Genomic DNA, 16953 nt, shown 5'->3' on the forward strand with positions numbered 1-16953 from the left:
CGTCCCGTGAGAATCGATTTTTGAGAATCCGTCAGAGTGGAAGTGGTATCCGTTACTTGAGTTTTGAGCGCGGGTATTTCCGGATCTTCCGCTTTCCATTCTTCCCTTTGAAGAATCCAAGAAGAATTTTCAGTCCTCACGTTCCAACCCGCGGTCAACAAAAGAAGACCGAGGAAGAAGATTGCTTTCCTGTTCATCCGAAGTAGATTCAAAATTCTTAAAATTTCACTTCCGGAGGTTTGGAAATTTCTTTTTCGTTTTCCACCGTAAAAGAAGGTTTTGTCTGAAAGCCGAATACCTTCGCGGTTAAGTTGCTCGGAAATTGTCGAATCGTTACGTTGTATTTTTGTACGGATTGGATGTAACGGTTTCTTGCGACCGTGATTCTATTTTCGGTGCCTTCCAATTGCGCTTGGAGATCCCGAAAGTTTTCGTTGGATTTGAGTTCCGGATATTTTTCCACAACGACCATCAAACGGGAAAGAGCCGAGGTCATCTGCGATTGAGCCTGGGCGTATTTTTTAAAAAGTTCCGGATTGTTCAGTGTTTTTTCATCCGCTTGAATCGAACCGACTCCTGCGCGCGCCTTCGTGACTTCGACCAAAACTTTTTCTTCTTGAGCCGCGTAGCCTTTTACGGTGTTGACGAGGTTCGGGATCAGGTCCGCTCTTCTCTGATATTGGTTTAAAACTTCCGCCCAAGATGCGGTTACGGCCTCGTCTTCCTCTTGGATTGTGTTATAACCGCAGTTCGAAGAAGCCAAGACCGCAAGGAACAACATCGAGCCCAAAAATACTTTGGATAGAAACTTCGTTTTCAAGAAATTCTTTTCTCCTGTAGAGGTGTAATTCTTTTACACTTAGACCCGGATCGCAAACAGAATTTTCTTTCTTCAAAACGGAAAATCTTCCTCTATATCCGTAAAGTCGTTCCCGTCCGTCTCTTCGACTTGGTTTCCGCCCGGTTTTTTTTCGGGATTGGGCTCGGAGATACTTAAGGATAGATAGTTCTTTCCGGTCGCCGACTTTCGGATCCAGCCCGCAAGACGGTAGGTTTTTCCTTCCAAAAGAACCTTTCCCGTATAATCCGGTTGGGTTTCCTTCTCTTTGGTCGCGTTGCTGAAGAGACTGCCTTTTTTTTCTTTGAGAGCGTATTCCGCCATAATCGTTTTCCTCCTTTTACGATGTTTGTCCTCAGTTGAAACCGCTAAAAGTGGGAGTTCCTACTTTTTCGCAGTGTTCGAGTTAGGCGGCTTCGGAATTCCGAAGGGCCTCTTTTGCCAGCGCTCTTCTGCGGATTTCTTCGATCAGTTTATCCGCGAGAATTTCCGCGATCGCTTCGATTCTTTCGTCCATCCATTCTGAATTGTTCGTTTGCATGTCGTTTGCTCCTTAATCTGAAAATCAGAATACGTCCGACCCTGGACAAAAAAAGACGGGATCAGTGGATTTTTCGATTTTTATGCAAAATTCTTTTTTCCGAGGAGATGTAGCTTTTCCGAATTTTAGAGATAAAACCTTTGACCTTTGTCGCCGACGGAAACAATAAAGGCCTTAGTCTTTGGAATCGAACTTTATGCGGATCAAATCGGAATCTATCGAGCTGGAGCGTTTTCGGGATTTTTTTCTCGGCAGCGCCGAGGGGATTTGGTGTTTCGATCTGAACGCGCCGATTGACACGCGTTTGGCGGAAGTCGAACAGGTTTCCCGGCTTCTCGCCGATGCCCGCCTAACGCTCTGCAACGATTCTATGGCGAGAATGTACGGATACGGCGCCGCTTCCGAAATGATGGGGCTAACTCTTTCACAATTGATTCCGTCCGATTTTCCCGAAGATCTGGAACATTTTTTTACGTTCGTACGTTCCGGTTACAACATGAAGGACGTGGAATCGAGGGAACTGGATCGTTTCGGAAATTCGAAATATTTTCTCAACAGCGTTGTGGGCGTCGTGAAGGACGGAAAACTTTCTCAGATCTGGGGATCTCAGAGGGATATAACGCCCCTCAAAAGAAGCGAGGATAAACTCAAATACTCGCTGCTTCTTCAGAGCAATCTTACGGAAATATCGAAAAGTTTTATAACGGTTCCGCCGAGAGAATTGGATCAGGCGATTCGCAATTCGTTGGAAAGGGCCGGAAGAATCTGCGACGCCGATCGCGCGTATATTATAGAATACTCAAGTTCCAAAAAACATATCTCGAACACGTACGAATGGTGCAAGGAAGGAATTCCTTCTCAGATCGGATTTTTTCAGAATATACCGGTGGGAGAAATCCCCGAAGAAAGATTTGAGAGGGTTCGCAAGTTCGGATACTACGCCCTCAATTCCGTAGAAGAGATTCAAAACGAAAATCCTTTCGTAAGGGATCTTTTACTTCCTCAGGGAATTCGTTCCCTATTGATGATAGGACTCGTCTACGAGGGAAGGGAGATCGGATTTTTCGGTTTGGACATGGCGCAAAAGGATCGGACTTGGACCGAGGAGGAGATCAACATACTCGGATTGATCGGAGACTTGATTCTTCTTGCGTTCGATAGAAAAAACAAAGAAGGCACGTTAAACGCCTTTTACGATAGAATGCACTACGATCTGGAATTGGGAAGATTGACCCAACGTTCCCTCGTGGATCGAACCTTTCCCAATTCCGAATATTTCAGAATGGAAACATACTTTCGTCCGTTCGAAAAAGTGGGCGGAGACGTCATCAGTACGATTCAGAACGAAGACGGAAGCGTGGACATTCTTTTTGCCGACGTTTCCGGTCACGGGATTTCCTCCGCGATGGTTTCGGGGATGGTCGTCATTTCATTTAAGAATTCTTCCAGGATCGGCCTTTCACCCGCGGAAGGTTTGATCAGAATCGTAGAAGATCTAAGATCTTTGGTCGTGGATCATCATATCTCCGCGGTCAGAGTGAAATACGTTCCCGAAACGAAAAAGCTGGTCTATGCGTATGCGGGTCATCCACCCATTCTTCTGTTTCGAGACGGAAAAAAAATCGAACTCGACGGAATGAATCTTCCTCTTCTCGCATTCGACGGAGCGAAATATTATGATCAGTCGATCGATCTTTTGCACGGAGATCGAGTTGTATTTTTTTCGGACGGGATGTATGAGATCTTCAATTCTCAGGGAGAAATTTTAGACCTCCCGGGTTTGATTTCCATTCTTGAAGAATATCTGGACGCGGAAACGATCGAAGACTATATCGAATTGATCGTCTCGGACATCTTCGCCTATTCGGGCGGAAACTTCGGAGACGATATCGCTCTTCTTGTTTTAGATATCTATTGATTCTCTTCTATCGCGTGCGAATCTTTTCCTTTTCTTAGACCCGGAAATTTTCAAAATAATAAGAATCTAATCTATCTTTAGAATATTAGCATTTTATAACATGAATTTTTCAAAAAAAGTATTTTCTTGAAATTAGGAAGAGACTCTTCTTTTTTTCGGAAATGAATTCTTTTTTACATGAAAGGCGGACGAGTTGGGGGCGCGGGTTTTTGGGGATCCTGATTCTTTTTATTTCCTGTGCGAAAGCGGATCGGGTGAGTTTTGATTCTTCTTCCAGCGCCGGTCTGTTTCTCCAGATAAGCGTTCCCATTCTAAATTCGATCGGAGTGAATTCCGACAACGCCAAAGAGATTACGTCCTTTCGTTTTACAGGCTCGGATAATTTTTTTGCGGATGATTTTGTCGGAATTATCTCCGGAAATCAAATTACGATCAACGCGCCGTTTGGGGCGATACGCAGATTGAAGGCGGGCTTTGTCTCCACGGGAAATTCGGTCCTTGTGGAAGATGTCGTACAACGGAGCGGTCAAACGCAGAACGACTTTTCTTCTCCGAAAATTTATAGAATCAGCGCGGTCAACGGAACCACTCAAGAATATACGGTTCGAGTGAATCCGGTATTTCGACTAACGGATGCGGGACAAACGAATTGCTACTCGACTTGCAGCTCGAATCCCGGTCAAGACGCAGACTATTCGACCGGAGTTCCGACTTCCTTTCAATCGAACGTTGTCCTTTCGGGCCATTCTTCCGAGCCGGTAACTTTCGATCGTCAAACCGGTTTGGTCTGGAAGTATTGCGCCAAGGGACCGAGTAATACGACCTGCGGGACTCCGGATGCAAGTCTGTTTTATCCGGATGCGGTTTCCGCCTGTTCGTCGTTAAACGTTTTCAACGGTGGAGCCGGTTACGCGGGAATCACGACTTGGAGGGTTCCGGAGATCGAAGAATTCATGACGCTCACAGAACATGCGTCTCCTCTGTCGGGATTCATCCGAGTTTCGGATTTCCCGGACGGGGTTTTTTCATTTTGGTCCAACACGGAGGATTCCACCAATCCTCTTCGAGCCTGGAGTTTTCATTTTGGAACCGACCAGGCTCTGACCAACGGTAAAACTTCGGGAAGTATGGGGGTTCGCTGTGTTTCAGGGGCTCCGATCCCGAGTAGAGCCTTTGTCGATCTCAACGATGGAACGGTCCTGGACAATCGGACCGGTTTAATCTGGCAGAAGTGCACGAAGGGGCAGACTTGGTCGTCCGCCTTTCCGGACTGCAGCGTCGGAGCAACGATTCCGGAAAACTGGAATAGCGCGCTCGGCACTTGCAATCATTTGAATCTCGCGGGAAGAATTTGGAGGCTTCCGAATATCAACGAACTCAGAAGTTTGATAGATTTTGCATCGAGTTCGGCGATTCGAATCGACAATACGGCTTTTCCGAATATCCCGGCTCCGAATCCAAAGTATCATTCCAGCAACTCAGTTCCCGGAGGAATTATCTTCAAAGTGAATTTTAGCATTCCGGAAATCAATACGGTGGATGGGCCCTCGTCGGTAAGTTTGACCCGTTGTGTTGCGGATGGGCCTTGATTCCGGTGAGTCCCAGGTTAGAACCGGACTAAAAAAAGAAGAATTGCCAATTGCCCGTTTTTTCCACCGCGGACAAACCTTCCTTTTCCTCGTTCCTTAGCGAACGTTAAACGCCATCTTTCGGATTCTTGTCGTAGGATCGACTTAGATCGATCTTTAGGGATAAGAATCGAGTCAGAAACCGAATTTTGAAGGACGAATCACGTATTTAAGATCCAAAAAAAAGATCGATTTCTGATTGATATTCGAAGGTGAATCCTGATTATAAAAAAATAATCAATTTATTATCATTTGGTTGTTTTTAAAGTAAAAGCCCTTTCCATGAAATTCAGAATTTCCCTCTTTTTTCCAATTTTTGTATTCTTCCTCTTTCAATGTGCGCAAGCGGACCGGGTGAGTTTTGATTCTTCCTCGAGCGCAGGGCTTCTTTTCAATGCGGGCTTTGATTTTTTCAGAAACGCAACCGGAAAACAGATTACTACCTTTCAATTTCGAGCCGGGGACAATCAGCTCTTGAAGGATTACGTCGGAACCGTGACAGGAAATCAGATTCTTGTACAAGGAGTGCCTTTCGGGGCTGTTTCCCATTTGAGAGCGGCTTTCGAGTCGTCGACCGGCGCAAAAGTTTTGGTCGGCGGGATTACTCAAACGAGCGGTGTGACTCGCAACGACTATTCTTCGCCCGTAAGTTACGAAGTTGTGGCCGGCAACGGTCAGAAGGAAACTTATACGGTTTCGGTTAACGTGACCGTTCCGATCACCGACGCGGGACAAACGGATTGTTTCGACGCTTTGGCTTCCAAAATCGCATGTGGTCTGGGAAACTTTCCGGGTCAAGACGCCGACGTTTCCGGGCTCGCTCCGATTCTGGAAAACGCCATTCTTACAGGCGATTCTTCCCAACCCGTTGTGATCGATAAGAACACCGGATTGATCTGGAAAACCTGCAAAGAAGGTACGAATCCCGCCGACTGCACCGCGTTAGCTGCTCCGACTCTTTTCACTTATTCGGACGCCGTCGCCGCTTGTTCCAGTCTCAACGGCATCGGTTACGCGGGTTTGAAGGATTGGAGACTTCCCGATTTGCAGGAACAGTTCACCCTTGCATCCTATGACAGCGCGGCTCCGTATATTAATACGACAATCTTTCCGGACGGAAGTCAGAAGTATTGGTCGCGGTCTTCAGCGGATCCGGCCTCGACGATCGCGAGACGCTGGGCTTTTAATTTCAGCAACGGAAATAACGATACGATCGACGAGGTGAACGTGCTTCCGGTTCGTTGTGTGTCGGGCGGAAGTTATCCGGCTCAAAACTTTTCGGACCTCGGAGATGGAACGATTCTGGATAAGAATACGAATCTTCTTTGGCAAAAATGTTCGGTCGGTCAATCCGGATCCTCTTGCCAAAATTCGGGAACGACTTTTTTCGATTGGCGGGACGCGCTCGTTCAGTGCGATTCTCTGGCGACAACGGGAACCCCTTGGAGAATGCCGAACGTCCGGGAATACTTATCGATTGCAAGATACGATTTACTCATGGGGACGAACGGTATCGATCTCGGAGTGTTTCCGGGAAATATCAATACGGGAAGTTATTGGACGAGCAACGTAAGCCAATTGGCGGGTAATGTCGGAGTTTTTACATTTGACGTTCAATACGCGAGGCTTTCCAAGTCCGATGCGATTTACACTCAGGTAGTTCGCTGCGTAAAGGACGCACCTTGAACTTGTGTTTTTGTTGTCTAACCGCAGTAAATTCTAATCTTAGAATATTCTAAAATAATAGTCTATTTTTTAACTCTCCGGGATTTCGACTCTTTCGGAAGTTTCCTTTTTTCCGGAATCAGTAATTTTAGAATCCTGTTTTTTCTTTCCGATGGAAAGAACTCCAACTAACACCAAAAAGGTGCCAATGATTCCCGTGGAGGTAATCGGTTCTCCTAAAAAGATCCAGGCAAGAAGAATTGTGGAAATCGGACCGACGGAACCGACGATCGCCGCGCGGCCGGAGCCTATCATTCGAATTCCTTCCGAGGTGAAGTAAGCGGGTATCACAGTCGTCAGAACTCCTAGAGCCAATCCGAGAAGATAAACCGGCCGAGTCTGAACTAATAGAGAAAGTTCTTTCGTGATCAAAAAATGAATCACGACGATCAGTCCGGAGAGAAGCATCAGATAAGAAGTGAACTTCACCGAGCCGATTTTCGGGATTAAGGATTCGCTTCCGACGAGATACAACGAATACGCGACCGCGGAAGCGAATACGAAGAGAACACCTTTGATCGCCTCGGGACCTTCCGTTTGAATGTCCCCGAAAAAGGCTATAGCGATTCCTGAATAGGTGAGTAAGATCGCAAAAACTTCGATACCTTTGATTTTTCTTTTGTATAAAAGAGAACTGATCACGAGAACGATCGTAGGATATACGAAGAGAGTCAGTCTTTCCAAACCTGCGGATATATATTCCAAACCTATAAAGTCGAAAAGACTCGCGAGATAATATCCGAGAAACGCGAGGACAAAGATCAAAGTCCAATCTTTACGGGTCAGCTTTACCGAATTCTCCTTTTTTTGGGAACGAAATGCGATCCAAGCGAAGAATGGAATCGCAAACAACATTCTTAGAGTCAAAGCCGTGATGGAATCCACATCGTATCGATATACTAACTTTACAAAAATCGCCTTTGCGGAAAAGAAAACGGCTCCGGCCAATATGAGAGAGGCGCCTAAAAAAGGTTTCCACTTCGATTCGGATACTTCCATAGATCCATACTTAAAAATCTTACTCGCAATGAAAGAAAACAAATCCTATGAATGCCATGGATTCTTAAGAAAAATTCGACCATCCTCGTCCACGGACGGAAAGAAGGGTTCGCCTTGTTCGGAATTCTTACGTTTGAGTTCTTTGACTTTTTGTATCTGAAAATAACAACCGCTCAAAAAGAAGGAATGTCCGCATCCTAAGAGATGATATCCTTCGTGGATCAGAGTTCCTTTGGCTCCGCCGGATAACCAGTGAGAAAGAGTTCTTGTTTGTCCTAAAATGTATCCCCTAGTTCCGGTTTTTGTTTCGACCGCTCCCAGAATTTGATAGCTCGGAATTCCGAAAAAAGCGAAGAACAAACCCACGAGTTCGAATGCGGTGTCGCTTAACTTGCCTCCGGCCACCGCGAGAAGTCGATCGCAGGAAACGGGAAGATCCGCCGTGAAAATCTGATCCATGATCGCGGAACCGGTCCATCCGGGGCGCTCCCATTCTTTGACTTCGCTTAATAAAATTCGTATTTTATAGAATTTTAATTCTTCATTCCAAACCTCGATCAACTCTTGTAATTCTTCTCCGGAAATTTTTTTGTCCTTCCAGACGCAGAGTTTGAGAGTTTCCTCTTTTCCAAAATCGATTTCTTCTCGAATCGCAGTTCGATGAAATCCGACGGTCGTGCAGGAAAATGCAATAATAGAAAATAAAATAAGAATGGTAATGTGTTGCGGACCGAAGAAGAGGAAAGTTTTCGGTCGTTGTTTGTGCGTCGAATTCACTTTTGCTTTTATAGTTCTTCGGCAAGAATTTCCAAGTAAAAAAGGCCGCGACTTTGAGTTTCACAATCCGAAAAAGTATAGCCCCATTGGAGCGCGAACGCCGACTTAAAGCCCGATTTCAAGTTTTTTTTTGCGAATAAACATTTTGTCGGAACAATTAATCCGGGACAAAGAGAGTTGAATCCTTGAAAAGTCGACAAAGCCGAAAAAAGTAGGAACTCATACTTTTTAAAAATGATACGGAAGGTTTCAAATTTTCTAAAAAACCGGATCAGGAGTAAATTGTAGGAACTCAAACGTGAATTCAATTTTAAAAGCAAAATCCTTTATGTCCTTCAAGGTTTTAGTGGCCTAATCAAAATCCGGTTTCCGTTGTTTCAGTTTCGAACCAAAGAAGCAATGGATCCGCGTTCGAATCTTTAAAATTTTTAGAGAAAGAAAAATATGATAAAAATTGAATCTGTTTTTTGCCATCGGAGCGGGGAAGGTTCCCGCTTCGAAGACAAAACGTTGTTAGACGAAAGTTTGGTCTAAACCTTTAAGATCCGATTTACACTTCGTCCGGAGTTCTATGCATCCAGAGGGAAAAGATCGCTCCCGTCGCAAACATGATCAAGCTGTAAATCGCCGACGGAACAGCCATTGCAGCGTTGTTTAAAATGGAAGTGGCGATCGCGATTCCCAGAGTTCCGTTCTGAATTCCGACTTCGATCGTGATCGAAGTCCTCTGCGATTTTGTAACCTTCATCAAAGAAGCGCCTAAAAACCCGAGGACCATCGTCGTTAAATTGAGTGCGAGGGCGGCGGGGCCCACTTTGATAAAAAACGGAATGATGTTTTGTCTTTCTCTTACGATCGCGCCGGCGATGATCAAAACCAAAAAGATTCCGGAAAGAATCTTGACTAACTTCTCGAATTTTTTGGAAAGATCGGGTTTTTTTGCGTTGAGAATCATTCCGATAGAAACCGGCAATACGGTGACTAAAAAAATCTGCAAGATCGTCTGAGGCACGTTTAGTTCGATCATCTGCCCGTTCCCCAAAAAATGATGCATCGATATATTGAGCAGTATCGGGATGGAAATCACCGTAACGCAACTCGTGATGGCGGTTAACGTGATGGAAAGTGCGACGTCGCCTTTCGCGAGGTGAGTGATCAGATTCGAAGTCGCTCCTCCGGGGCAAATCGCGAGTAACATCAGACCTACGGCCAATTCTCCGGGAAGTCCGGAAAGATCGGCGATGAGCCAGCCTATGATCGGTAAGAGTAACAACTGTAAGGTGAGCCCGGTCACCACGGCCTTCGGAAGAATAAAAATTCTTTTGAAGTCGTCGATCGTCAGAGACATCCCCATTCCGAGCATGATGATTCCTAACGCGAGCGGAAGAAACACGGCTGTTAGCAAATTGGATTCCATAATATAAACCTATTTTTTGTTTCAAACTCTGTATAAAAACTTTCATCTCAAGTCGACCGAATTTTTGATTCTTCCGAATTTTACATTCATCGGAGCTTGTGATTTATCTTTTTATCGAACGGTTGAACGAAATCTAATAAGAATTCGGCAAGGTAAGGGAATTCTTTTTTCACGCTCTTTGTTTGTTCGATGACAAAAAGTCCGGAGAACACTCAGAGAAACTGAGTGCGATTTGAATCTTCTCTTTTTGTAATATCTTGACAAAATGTTTTTTGGAAATATATTTCATGTTCTTCTTCGGAGACAAAAGAAGAATATGAAAAACTTAAAAATCACTTATCTCGCTATTTTATTGTCTTTTGTTTTGGTCGGGGTTGTGTTCGTTCTTTCGGCGAACGGAAACGGACACCACGCGAAGAGTCTGAGCGGTTTTGTTTTAGGAGCGAGCGCGTTTCTTTTACCGGTCGCTTGGTATGTTCCTCTTTTTTTCGCTAGGAAAAAATTGATTCAGGAGAATCTAAAACTCAAAGATAAGTTCTGCTCCTATTCCCAGTCTAAAATTCTTTCCGTGATTTTTTTGGATTCCGGTTATACGATCAACGGTGTTTTTTATTTCATTTATGCAGATCCGATCCATTGGATCGGGATGGGAATTTTTTTAACTGGAATTCTGATTCTTTTTCCAAGGGATAAAGAGTTTGAGTCTTTGTATGATTCTCGCGAAATCTATCCTTGATTTACACGAACTCCGATTCTAAAAAAGAGGTGATGGATTTTCGAATTCGAAAAAATCTCGTGTTACATGGAAGAAAATTCTAAAGTAAACGAAAAACAATCTTTCAAAAGAAAATTTCTGGTTTGGTTGATACCGCTTCTCGTAGTCGGTCTTCAAAGGCTGGTCGGTTTCACTTCGAGAAGGGTGAATATCGGAGACGGAAGTTTGGAGAAACTCCGCGAAGAAAAAAAACCCTACATCCTTTCCATCTGGCATACGAACGTTCTCTATTCTCCTTATCTCAATCGAAAAGCCGGCGCGGCCGTTTTGATCTCCGAATCTAAGGACGGCGATTTTATAAACAACGTCGTGCATCGTTTCGATAACTACAGCATCCGCGGGAGTTCTTCCAAGGGCGGATCCAAGGCTTTGAAAGCTCTCATCGTTCATCTCAAAAAAAATCTTCCCGCTGCGATCACTCCGGACGGACCTCGCGGACCCGCGCTCGTGGTTCAACCGGGTTTGATCGCCTGCGGTCAAGTTTCCCAGGTTCCGATCGTTCCGTTTCACTATGAATGTACTCGTCAGTGGATCGCGGAACGATCCTGGGACAAACATAGGATTCCGAAACCGTTCACTACGTTTGTGGTTTCCTACGGAGAACCGATCGTGATTCCGAGACAATTGGACGAGAAGGGCTTCGAAGAGGCGCGTCTTATGGTGGAAAAGGCGATGCTGGAAAATAGGCAGAGATGCATCGATAAAGCCGAAGAATTAAGAAATCAATAATATTCTGATATTCTAATTATTGATTCTCCTCTTTTACGTGTTCCTTGAGGATCCGTTTTACCTCCAAAAAAGTGGGAAGGTGGTTTTGGACGGAATGTTCGGATTGTATGAGTAATTCCGATTCGGGGTGTTCGAGATGGGAACTTTCATAAGGAACGACCGAATCGCTGATCCAGTCCAAATCCGCCAGCTTGGAATTGCCTATAATGGAATGAAACTTGACGAGAGGTTTGTATTCTCCCGTGACTTTCATAAATAAACTTTTCGGCGCGAGTCCGTCCACTCCGTAGATTCCGGGAACCAGATCCCCTTCCTTATGATTTACGATCAGAAACTTGTAGCCTTCCTGAAATTTTTTAGCGACCTCTTTGGGAAGTATAAAAAGGAACCTTGCGATCGTTCCTAAAATTCCTTCGGCGAGGTTGGAGCCTCTGTGCGGGGTCGCGATAAAGACCGCCCTTTTTACAAAAGGGACCGGATCGAAATCGAAAACCCTTCGGATCTCCTTTTTGTATTCTTCGCTCATGGAGTCGAAGGCTGAGTATGGAACGTTAGCTGCGGTCATCCATTCTTCTTTTCTTCCCTTGGTTACGGCTAACTTTGCGATGAGGCCTCCCATGCTGTGACCGATCAGAACCATACGATCAAAACTTTTGTGTTCGTTTTTCGGATCGTAAACCTTTCTCAAATCATATAACGTATCTCTAAAGTCCGCAGCGGAAAGCAACATCGGATTTACGGTGGGATACCAATACACCCAGAACTGATATTTTTCCTTGATCGCGGGATCTGCGAGGAGTTCGTTGATCATAGGAAACCAGATAAAAGGAGAAGAGGCGAGTCCGTGTAAGAATACGACCGGAATCTTATCCTTTCGATAGGGATATACGAGATAAAGTCCCTTTCTCGATATGCTCGTTTCTCCGTCGAAGATCGCAAGAAGACTGTCGCGTTTTTGCGCGATCGTCAGCATGTAGGCAAGCGGCGTGGTCGTGTCGCTTTCCATAGGAAGATTCATCCCTTCAAACTCGATCCTATCCCGGAAGACCGGATCGTATACGTGAATTTTGGCTCGAAGATTCATCAAGTCTCTGTTGCCTAAATACGATTCTTCCAAACTTACGAATGCGGTGCCGGGATAAGCCTGTCCGACTCCGTTGATAAATTCGTATTGAATTCTTTTTTGAGGTTCGTTCTCCGGAAATTTTCGGATCAGAATCAGAGGAGTTCCGATTCCGTATTTGCTGATATGATTGGAAAATCCCTTGGTTCTAAAATCGTACGCGACTTCGATCTGTAAAAAATTCTGGGGCGTCCAGGACGTCTCTACCTCGGCGCTGTCCATCACAAGGCTTCCCCGTATGAGAGGAAGATTGAGATCGGTTACGTTAGCCAGCTTTCTATTCTTCTTCGCATAACGAACCAACTGCGCAAGGGAGCGGTTGTACGTGAGAAGTGCAAAACGGAATTCGGCCGAGAACGGATCCGGCGCGGGAATCGCTTTCGAATCGAAAAGATACGTATAAGAATATACTAATGCTGAGGCGTACATCTTCGCAAACTCCGGATCTTCCATGTCCAGGGAATTTCCGGCGAGATAACAAAGCTCAGAAAGATAATACGCGAGTTCTCTGGATTTATAAGCGAGAAGACGATTGTCCAAATCGTAGATCACAACCAAAGGAGAATCTTCGAACTTTTCGTCGAGGTCGTTGCTTTTGAGATAACGCATCGTAAGAAGACTGAGTTTGTTCGAGGAAACTCCGCTTACGTTGACTAACTTCTCCTGTTCGAACTGGGAATAATTTGCGGTGGAATATGTGGCGCATTCGACGAGGACAAAATTTAAAAGAAGAATCCAAATTCTTATGTGTCTTCCGCAAAACGAATTCATCCTTCTATGAGAAGCGGATCGCCCCTCTCTGACAAGTCAAAAAGGCAAGTCGATCGTAATTCCATCGGAAGCGAATCAGCAAAGAGAAAGCGTATAGTTTTTTACCATAGACAAACTTTCGCCGATCCGTAAGATGAGCATCGTGAAATTTTATAGCAACGCGTCGATCGGTTTGATTCTTCTTTCGTTTTTATTTTGCTCAGGACAAAGAGAGCGGAATTTCGGTCCGGGTTTGTTAAAGGATTCGGGATCCGGTGGAAGTAACGTCACGGTGGCAATGCAGATTCCTCTCGTCTTTGTTCCCGGTTATAAAGGATCCGAGCTCTATCGAAAGAACGAGTCCGGTTCCTTCGATTCGATTTGGCTTACTCCGTGGCAGGCTTTGAATTTTTCGGCGCCCGATCTGACGTTAAAGAAAAACGATCGGGTGCAAGCCGGAGAAGTTTTATCCTCGGTCACTCTCATTCCGTTTTTGATCGACGTGAAAGTTTATCAACCTTGGCTGCAATGGCTTTCGTCTAACGTAAGAATCCGACCTTATGTTTTTCCTTACGATTGGAGAAAGGACAACGGGGAAACTTCGTCGGCCCTGGAAGCGTTTTTGGAAAAAGTCCAAAAAGAAAACGCGGGGGTTGCGCCCGTTCTTGTCGGTCATAGCAACGGAGGAAATCTAGCGCTTTCGGTAATCAATCGAAGGCCGAACTTGGCTTCGAAGGCGATCTTTGTCGGCGTTCCGTTTCGCGGTGGAATCGGATTTATGGAAGATCTGATTTCCGGAGTTTCCACGGGATTGAATCCAGAAATTACCGGCGCTTGTGTCGTCTCAAGTTTCATTTCGGTTTATACGTTTTTCCCGAGAGAAGGAAGTTTCGATACTAAGGAATTACTCCGGGATTCCGATCAGAAGAATATCGCATTCCGTTTTTTTAATGCTTCCGATTGGGAGAAATACGAACTCGGACCGTATTCTCACGAAGCTCATTGCGAACCTCCTCCTTCTTTAAAAGAGTTTCAGTCGAGATTGGATTTGGCCCTTGCGTTTCGAAATTCACTCGATCCCAAAAAAGGAACTCAATATCCTCCCGTCTTGGTGGTTCACGCGCAGAATCGACCCACGATGAGAGTTTTGACGTCCGAAAAAAATCCGGATCACTGGCTCTGGGATTTTAAGAATGCGGTAAAGGCGCCCGGGGACGGACGGGTTACGTTTTCGAGTTCGATTCCTCCGGATGAAATCGTTTATCAAAGTTTTCTTTCGGATGCGGAGCATTCTTCTTTGTTAAGCGACCCGAAGGTATGGGATAGAATCTATTCCTTTCTTCACGAATAAGAATTCTCGAAGGAATATTTCATTTTTTTAAACTTCGAATAAATTCTCCTTGAAGCGTGGAGAATTTTTTCTATTTTGCTGAACTTCAAAGGGAGTTTTAAGAATGAAAGTCACACCGCATGCGTTGTTGGAGGAGCCCGATTTTAAAAAGCTGGTTCGCTCCCGTTGGATCGTTAGTTTTACGCTTCTGGGTTTGCTGTTCTTATCTTATTACGGTTATATTCTTTCCGTCGCGTTCTTCCCCGATCTTTTGATTTTAAAGGTCGGAAAGTTTTCCAATATCGGAATTCTTTTGAGCGCTCTTGTTATCTTTTTTTCCTGGGTTCTGACCTTAGTCTATGTCCTTTGGGCCAATCGTTACTACGATCGTAACGTTGATTCTTTGAAGAAGAAGTTGGAGGACTGACCGATGGAATCTCAATTAGGACAGCCGAATTTTTTATCCATTCTTTTCTTTCTCGTTTTTGTGACTCTCACGTTAGGAATCACTTATTGGGCCGCGAAAAAAACGAAAACCTCGAGCGAATTTTATGCCGCTGGAAGAAGTATCACCGGTTTTCAAAACGGCCTCGCTCTTTCCGGAGATTTTATGTCCGCGGCTTCGTTCTTGGGAATTTCGGGTATGGTTGCGCTCAAAGGTTATGACGGAATGTTGTATGCGGTCGGTTGGCTCGTGGGTTGGCCGGCTCTGATGTTTCTAATCGCGGAACCGCTTCGGAATCTCGGAAAGTTTACGTTTGCGGACGTCGTCGCGTTTCGCTTGAGACAAAAACCGATCCGAATCGCCGCGGCGATCGGTGGAATCTTGGTGACTCTGACGTATTCGATCGCGCAGATCGTGGGTTCGGGAAAACTGATCAATCTTATGTTCGGTCTTCCTTACGAAGTCGCGGTGGTGATCGTCGGTATCGTGATGCTTCTTTACGTTTTATTCGGAGGAATGATCGCCACGACTTGGGTTCAGATCATCAAGGCTTGTCTTCTTTTATCGGGAGTTACGTTACTCACCATTCTCGCGCTCGCTCAGTTCGGATTCAGTCTGGAGAATTTATACGGAGCGGTGGATGAAAAATTCGGAAAGACGGCTCTTGAACCGGGCGGTCTTGTCTCAAATCCGTTGGACGCCGTTTCATTGGGATTGGCTTTGATGCTCGGTTTATTAGGACTTCCTCATATTCTAATGCGTTTTTATACGGTTCCGGACGCAAAAGAGGCTCGAAAGTCCGTAGCATACGCTACCACCTTTATCGGATATTTTTATCTGATTATTCCGATCGTCGGTTTTGCCGCGGCCGTTTTGATCGGGAGGGAACCGATCTCGAACGTAGACAAGGGAGGGAATATGGCTGCGGCTTTGTTGTCCGAACTTCTCGGCGGTACGATGCTGATGGGATTTATCGCGGCGGTCGCGTTTGCAACGATTCTTGCGGTCGTTGCGGGTTTGACATTGGCCGCGGCTTCCACGATCTCGCACGATATTTTTGTGAGCGTAATGAAAGAAGGGGATGCAACGGAAGCGGAACAGGTGAGAGTTGCAAGAAGAGCGACGATCGCCTTCGGTGTGTTAGGTATTTTGATAGGGATTCTTTTTAAGGATCAAAACGTCGCTTTTCTAGTCGGCCTTGCCTTTGCGATCGCGGCGAGTGGAAATTTCCCCGCGTTGTTTTTATCCATCGTCTGGAAAAATTTCAGTACGATCGGAGGAGTCGTTTCGATTCTTACCGGATCGGTTTCGGCTATCGTCTTGATCATTCTTAGCCCGACGGTTTGGGTGGACGTATTCGGCTTTAAGGCCGCCGTCTTTCCTCTGAAAAATCCCGCAGTCTTTTCGATGGGCCTTTCTTTTTTGAGCGCTTATTGTTTTTCAAAATTGTTTCCCGAAAAATCGTCTCAGGAAAAATACGAGTCCGAAAAGATTCGAACTTATCTCGGCATTGGCGCGGAATAAGAATCCTTTTCAACCATTTCACACCCCGCAAAAAGCGGAACCCATCCATTCCTCCGGAATGTCTTGGGTTTTACCTTCCTGCCCAATACAGGCTCAGACATCCAAGAGGCCTTTCGGCTTAACTTTGAACCTCTTCGAAATCTTAAAAATAAATTGCAGTGATTGGGGGATTGTCCGTTTTCGATGTTCTGAACGGTTCTGTAGGAAATTTTACAATCCCCTTCGTCCATGGATCGCGGATAACGTCTTTCGCTACTCGAATGTCTTTCATTTTCCGCTCAACCTTACGAATAAATCCGTTATTAATACAATCATACACTTACAAATTTGAATTCTGCAAGAATCCGTCGCGGCGGTAATCCATTTGCGTTTCACCCGGTTTTGAATCCGCTTTTTCAATCGAAACAGGCGTATGAGTTCCCACATTTAGGGGT

15 protein-coding genes and 1 pseudogene are annotated in these 16953 nt (G+C 45.2%); 8 read left to right on the forward strand and 8 right to left on the reverse strand.

Going from position 1 to position 16953, the window contains the following annotated elements; all coding sequences use genetic code 11:
* The 4 genes and pseudogenes from CH376_RS21210 to CH376_RS24760 form a co-directional block, all read right to left on the reverse strand.
* A pseudogene (locus tag CH376_RS21210) lies at positions 1 to 197 on the reverse strand (TPM domain-containing protein); the annotation flags it as partial.
* A gap of 20 nt (positions 198 to 217) precedes the next feature.
* Entirely contained in the window at positions 218 to 820 is a 603-nt protein-coding gene (locus tag CH376_RS21215; RefSeq protein WP_100787196.1) for a LemA family protein, read from the reverse strand.
* 72 nt (positions 821 to 892) lie between these two features.
* The gene (locus CH376_RS21220) at positions 893 to 1162 is read right to left on the reverse strand and encodes a DUF736 family protein (protein WP_100787197.1); all 270 of its coding nucleotides are present in this window, start codon (positions 1160 to 1162) and stop codon (positions 893 to 895) included.
* 82 nt (positions 1163 to 1244) lie between these two features.
* Positions 1245 to 1379 carry a hypothetical protein gene (locus tag CH376_RS24760; RefSeq protein WP_276328266.1) on the reverse strand — a complete coding sequence of 45 codons (135 nt, stop codon included), beginning with the start codon at positions 1377 to 1379 and terminating at the stop codon, positions 1245 to 1247.
* A 196-nt stretch (positions 1380 to 1575) separates the two neighbouring features.
* Between CH376_RS24760 and CH376_RS21225 the strand changes: the two genes are divergently transcribed.
* The 3 genes from CH376_RS21225 to CH376_RS21235 all read left to right on the forward strand — a co-directional run bounded on the left by CH376_RS21225 (position 1576) and on the right by CH376_RS21235 (position 6611).
* Positions 1576 to 3297: a SpoIIE family protein phosphatase gene (locus tag CH376_RS21225; protein WP_100787198.1), complete on the forward strand. Its 1722-nt coding sequence runs from the start codon at positions 1576 to 1578 to the stop codon at positions 3295 to 3297.
* 209 nt (positions 3298 to 3506) lie between these two features.
* The gene (locus CH376_RS21230; protein ID WP_420843576.1) at positions 3507 to 4886 is read left to right on the forward strand and encodes an Lcl C-terminal domain-containing protein; all 1380 of its coding nucleotides are present in this window, start codon (positions 3507 to 3509) and stop codon (positions 4884 to 4886) included.
* A gap of 321 nt (positions 4887 to 5207) precedes the next feature.
* Positions 5208 to 6611 carry an Lcl C-terminal domain-containing protein gene (locus CH376_RS21235; RefSeq protein ID WP_125231973.1) on the forward strand — a complete coding sequence of 468 codons (1404 nt, stop codon included), beginning with the start codon at positions 5208 to 5210 and terminating at the stop codon, positions 6609 to 6611.
* Positions 6612 to 6680: 69 nt separating this feature from the next.
* On the opposite strand, the gene CH376_RS21240 is transcribed toward CH376_RS21235, so the two are convergent.
* The 3 genes from CH376_RS21240 to CH376_RS21255 all read right to left on the reverse strand — a co-directional run bounded on the left by CH376_RS21240 (position 6681) and on the right by CH376_RS21255 (position 9843).
* The gene (locus tag CH376_RS21240; protein WP_100787218.1) at positions 6681 to 7649 is read right to left on the reverse strand and encodes a DMT family transporter; all 969 of its coding nucleotides are present in this window, start codon (positions 7647 to 7649) and stop codon (positions 6681 to 6683) included.
* Positions 7650 to 7694: 45 nt separating this feature from the next.
* Positions 7695 to 8426 carry a hypothetical protein gene (locus CH376_RS21245; RefSeq protein WP_243394806.1) on the reverse strand — a complete coding sequence of 244 codons (732 nt, stop codon included), beginning with the start codon at positions 8424 to 8426 and terminating at the stop codon, positions 7695 to 7697.
* Positions 8427 to 8976: 550 nt separating this feature from the next.
* Positions 8977 to 9843 carry a bile acid:sodium symporter family protein gene (locus CH376_RS21255; protein ID WP_100787202.1) on the reverse strand — a complete coding sequence of 289 codons (867 nt, stop codon included), beginning with the start codon at positions 9841 to 9843 and terminating at the stop codon, positions 8977 to 8979.
* A gap of 316 nt (positions 9844 to 10159) precedes the next feature.
* Here CH376_RS21255 and CH376_RS21260 point away from each other — a divergent pair, with 316 nt between their 5' ends.
* Together CH376_RS21260 and CH376_RS21265 are read left to right on the forward strand one after the other, a co-directional pair.
* A complete protein-coding gene (locus tag CH376_RS21260) occupies positions 10160 to 10579 on the forward strand; it encodes a hypothetical protein (RefSeq protein ID WP_100787220.1) in 420 nt (139 codons plus the stop codon).
* Between the two features lie 66 nt (positions 10580 to 10645).
* The gene (locus CH376_RS21265) at positions 10646 to 11347 is read left to right on the forward strand and encodes a lysophospholipid acyltransferase family protein (protein WP_100787203.1); all 702 of its coding nucleotides are present in this window, start codon (positions 10646 to 10648) and stop codon (positions 11345 to 11347) included.
* Positions 11348 to 11363: 16 nt separating this feature from the next.
* On the opposite strand, the gene CH376_RS21270 is transcribed toward CH376_RS21265, so the two are convergent.
* On the reverse strand, positions 11364 to 13241 hold the full coding sequence (locus CH376_RS21270) for an esterase/lipase family protein (RefSeq protein WP_100787204.1): 1878 nt from the start codon (positions 13239 to 13241) through the stop codon (positions 11364 to 11366).
* A 133-nt stretch (positions 13242 to 13374) separates the two neighbouring features.
* On the opposite strand from CH376_RS21270, the gene CH376_RS21275 reads away from it, so the two are divergent.
* The 3 genes from CH376_RS21275 to CH376_RS21285 all read left to right on the forward strand — a co-directional run bounded on the left by CH376_RS21275 (position 13375) and on the right by CH376_RS21285 (position 16519).
* A complete protein-coding gene (locus CH376_RS21275; RefSeq protein WP_100787205.1) occupies positions 13375 to 14571 on the forward strand; it encodes a lipase/acyltransferase domain-containing protein in 1197 nt (398 codons plus the stop codon).
* Positions 14572 to 14674: 103 nt separating this feature from the next.
* Positions 14675 to 14977: a DUF485 domain-containing protein gene (locus CH376_RS21280; protein ID WP_100787206.1), complete on the forward strand. Its 303-nt coding sequence runs from the start codon at positions 14675 to 14677 to the stop codon at positions 14975 to 14977.
* A gap of 3 nt (positions 14978 to 14980) precedes the next feature.
* Positions 14981 to 16519 carry a solute symporter family protein gene (locus tag CH376_RS21285; protein WP_100787207.1) on the forward strand — a complete coding sequence of 513 codons (1539 nt, stop codon included), beginning with the start codon at positions 14981 to 14983 and terminating at the stop codon, positions 16517 to 16519.
* The last annotated feature ends 434 nt before the right edge of the window (positions 16520 to 16953 follow it).

The organism is Leptospira adleri (assembly GCF_002811985.1).
GTDB lineage: Bacteria > Spirochaetota > Leptospiria > Leptospirales > Leptospiraceae > Leptospira > Leptospira adleri.

Coding starts and splice junctions, on each gene's coding strand:
- CH376_RS21220 (WP_100787197.1), bottom strand. CDS start 1,162: ATGGCGGAATACGCTCTCAAAGAAAAAAAAGGCAGTCTCTTCAGCAAC.
- CH376_RS21275 (WP_100787205.1), top strand. CDS start 13,375: ATGAGCATCGTGAAATTTTATAGCAACGCGTCGATCGGTTTGATTCTT.
- CH376_RS21270 (WP_100787204.1), bottom strand. CDS start 13,241: ATGAATTCGTTTTGCGGAAGACACATAAGAATTTGGATTCTTCTTTTA.
- CH376_RS21260 (WP_100787220.1), top strand. CDS start 10,160: ATGAAAAACTTAAAAATCACTTATCTCGCTATTTTATTGTCTTTTGTT.
- CH376_RS21235 (WP_125231973.1), top strand. CDS start 5,208: ATGAAATTCAGAATTTCCCTCTTTTTTCCAATTTTTGTATTCTTCCTC.
- CH376_RS21265 (WP_100787203.1), top strand. CDS start 10,646: ATGGAAGAAAATTCTAAAGTAAACGAAAAACAATCTTTCAAAAGAAAA.
- CH376_RS21240 (WP_100787218.1), bottom strand. CDS start 7,649: ATGGAAGTATCCGAATCGAAGTGGAAACCTTTTTTAGGCGCCTCTCTC.
- CH376_RS21225 (WP_100787198.1), top strand. CDS start 1,576: ATGCGGATCAAATCGGAATCTATCGAGCTGGAGCGTTTTCGGGATTTT.
- CH376_RS21255 (WP_100787202.1), bottom strand. CDS start 9,843: ATGGAATCCAATTTGCTAACAGCCGTGTTTCTTCCGCTCGCGTTAGGA.
- CH376_RS21280 (WP_100787206.1), top strand. CDS start 14,675: ATGAAAGTCACACCGCATGCGTTGTTGGAGGAGCCCGATTTTAAAAAG.
- CH376_RS24760 (WP_276328266.1), bottom strand. CDS start 1,379: ATGCAAACGAACAATTCAGAATGGATGGACGAAAGAATCGAAGCGATC.
- CH376_RS21285 (WP_100787207.1), top strand. CDS start 14,981: ATGGAATCTCAATTAGGACAGCCGAATTTTTTATCCATTCTTTTCTTT.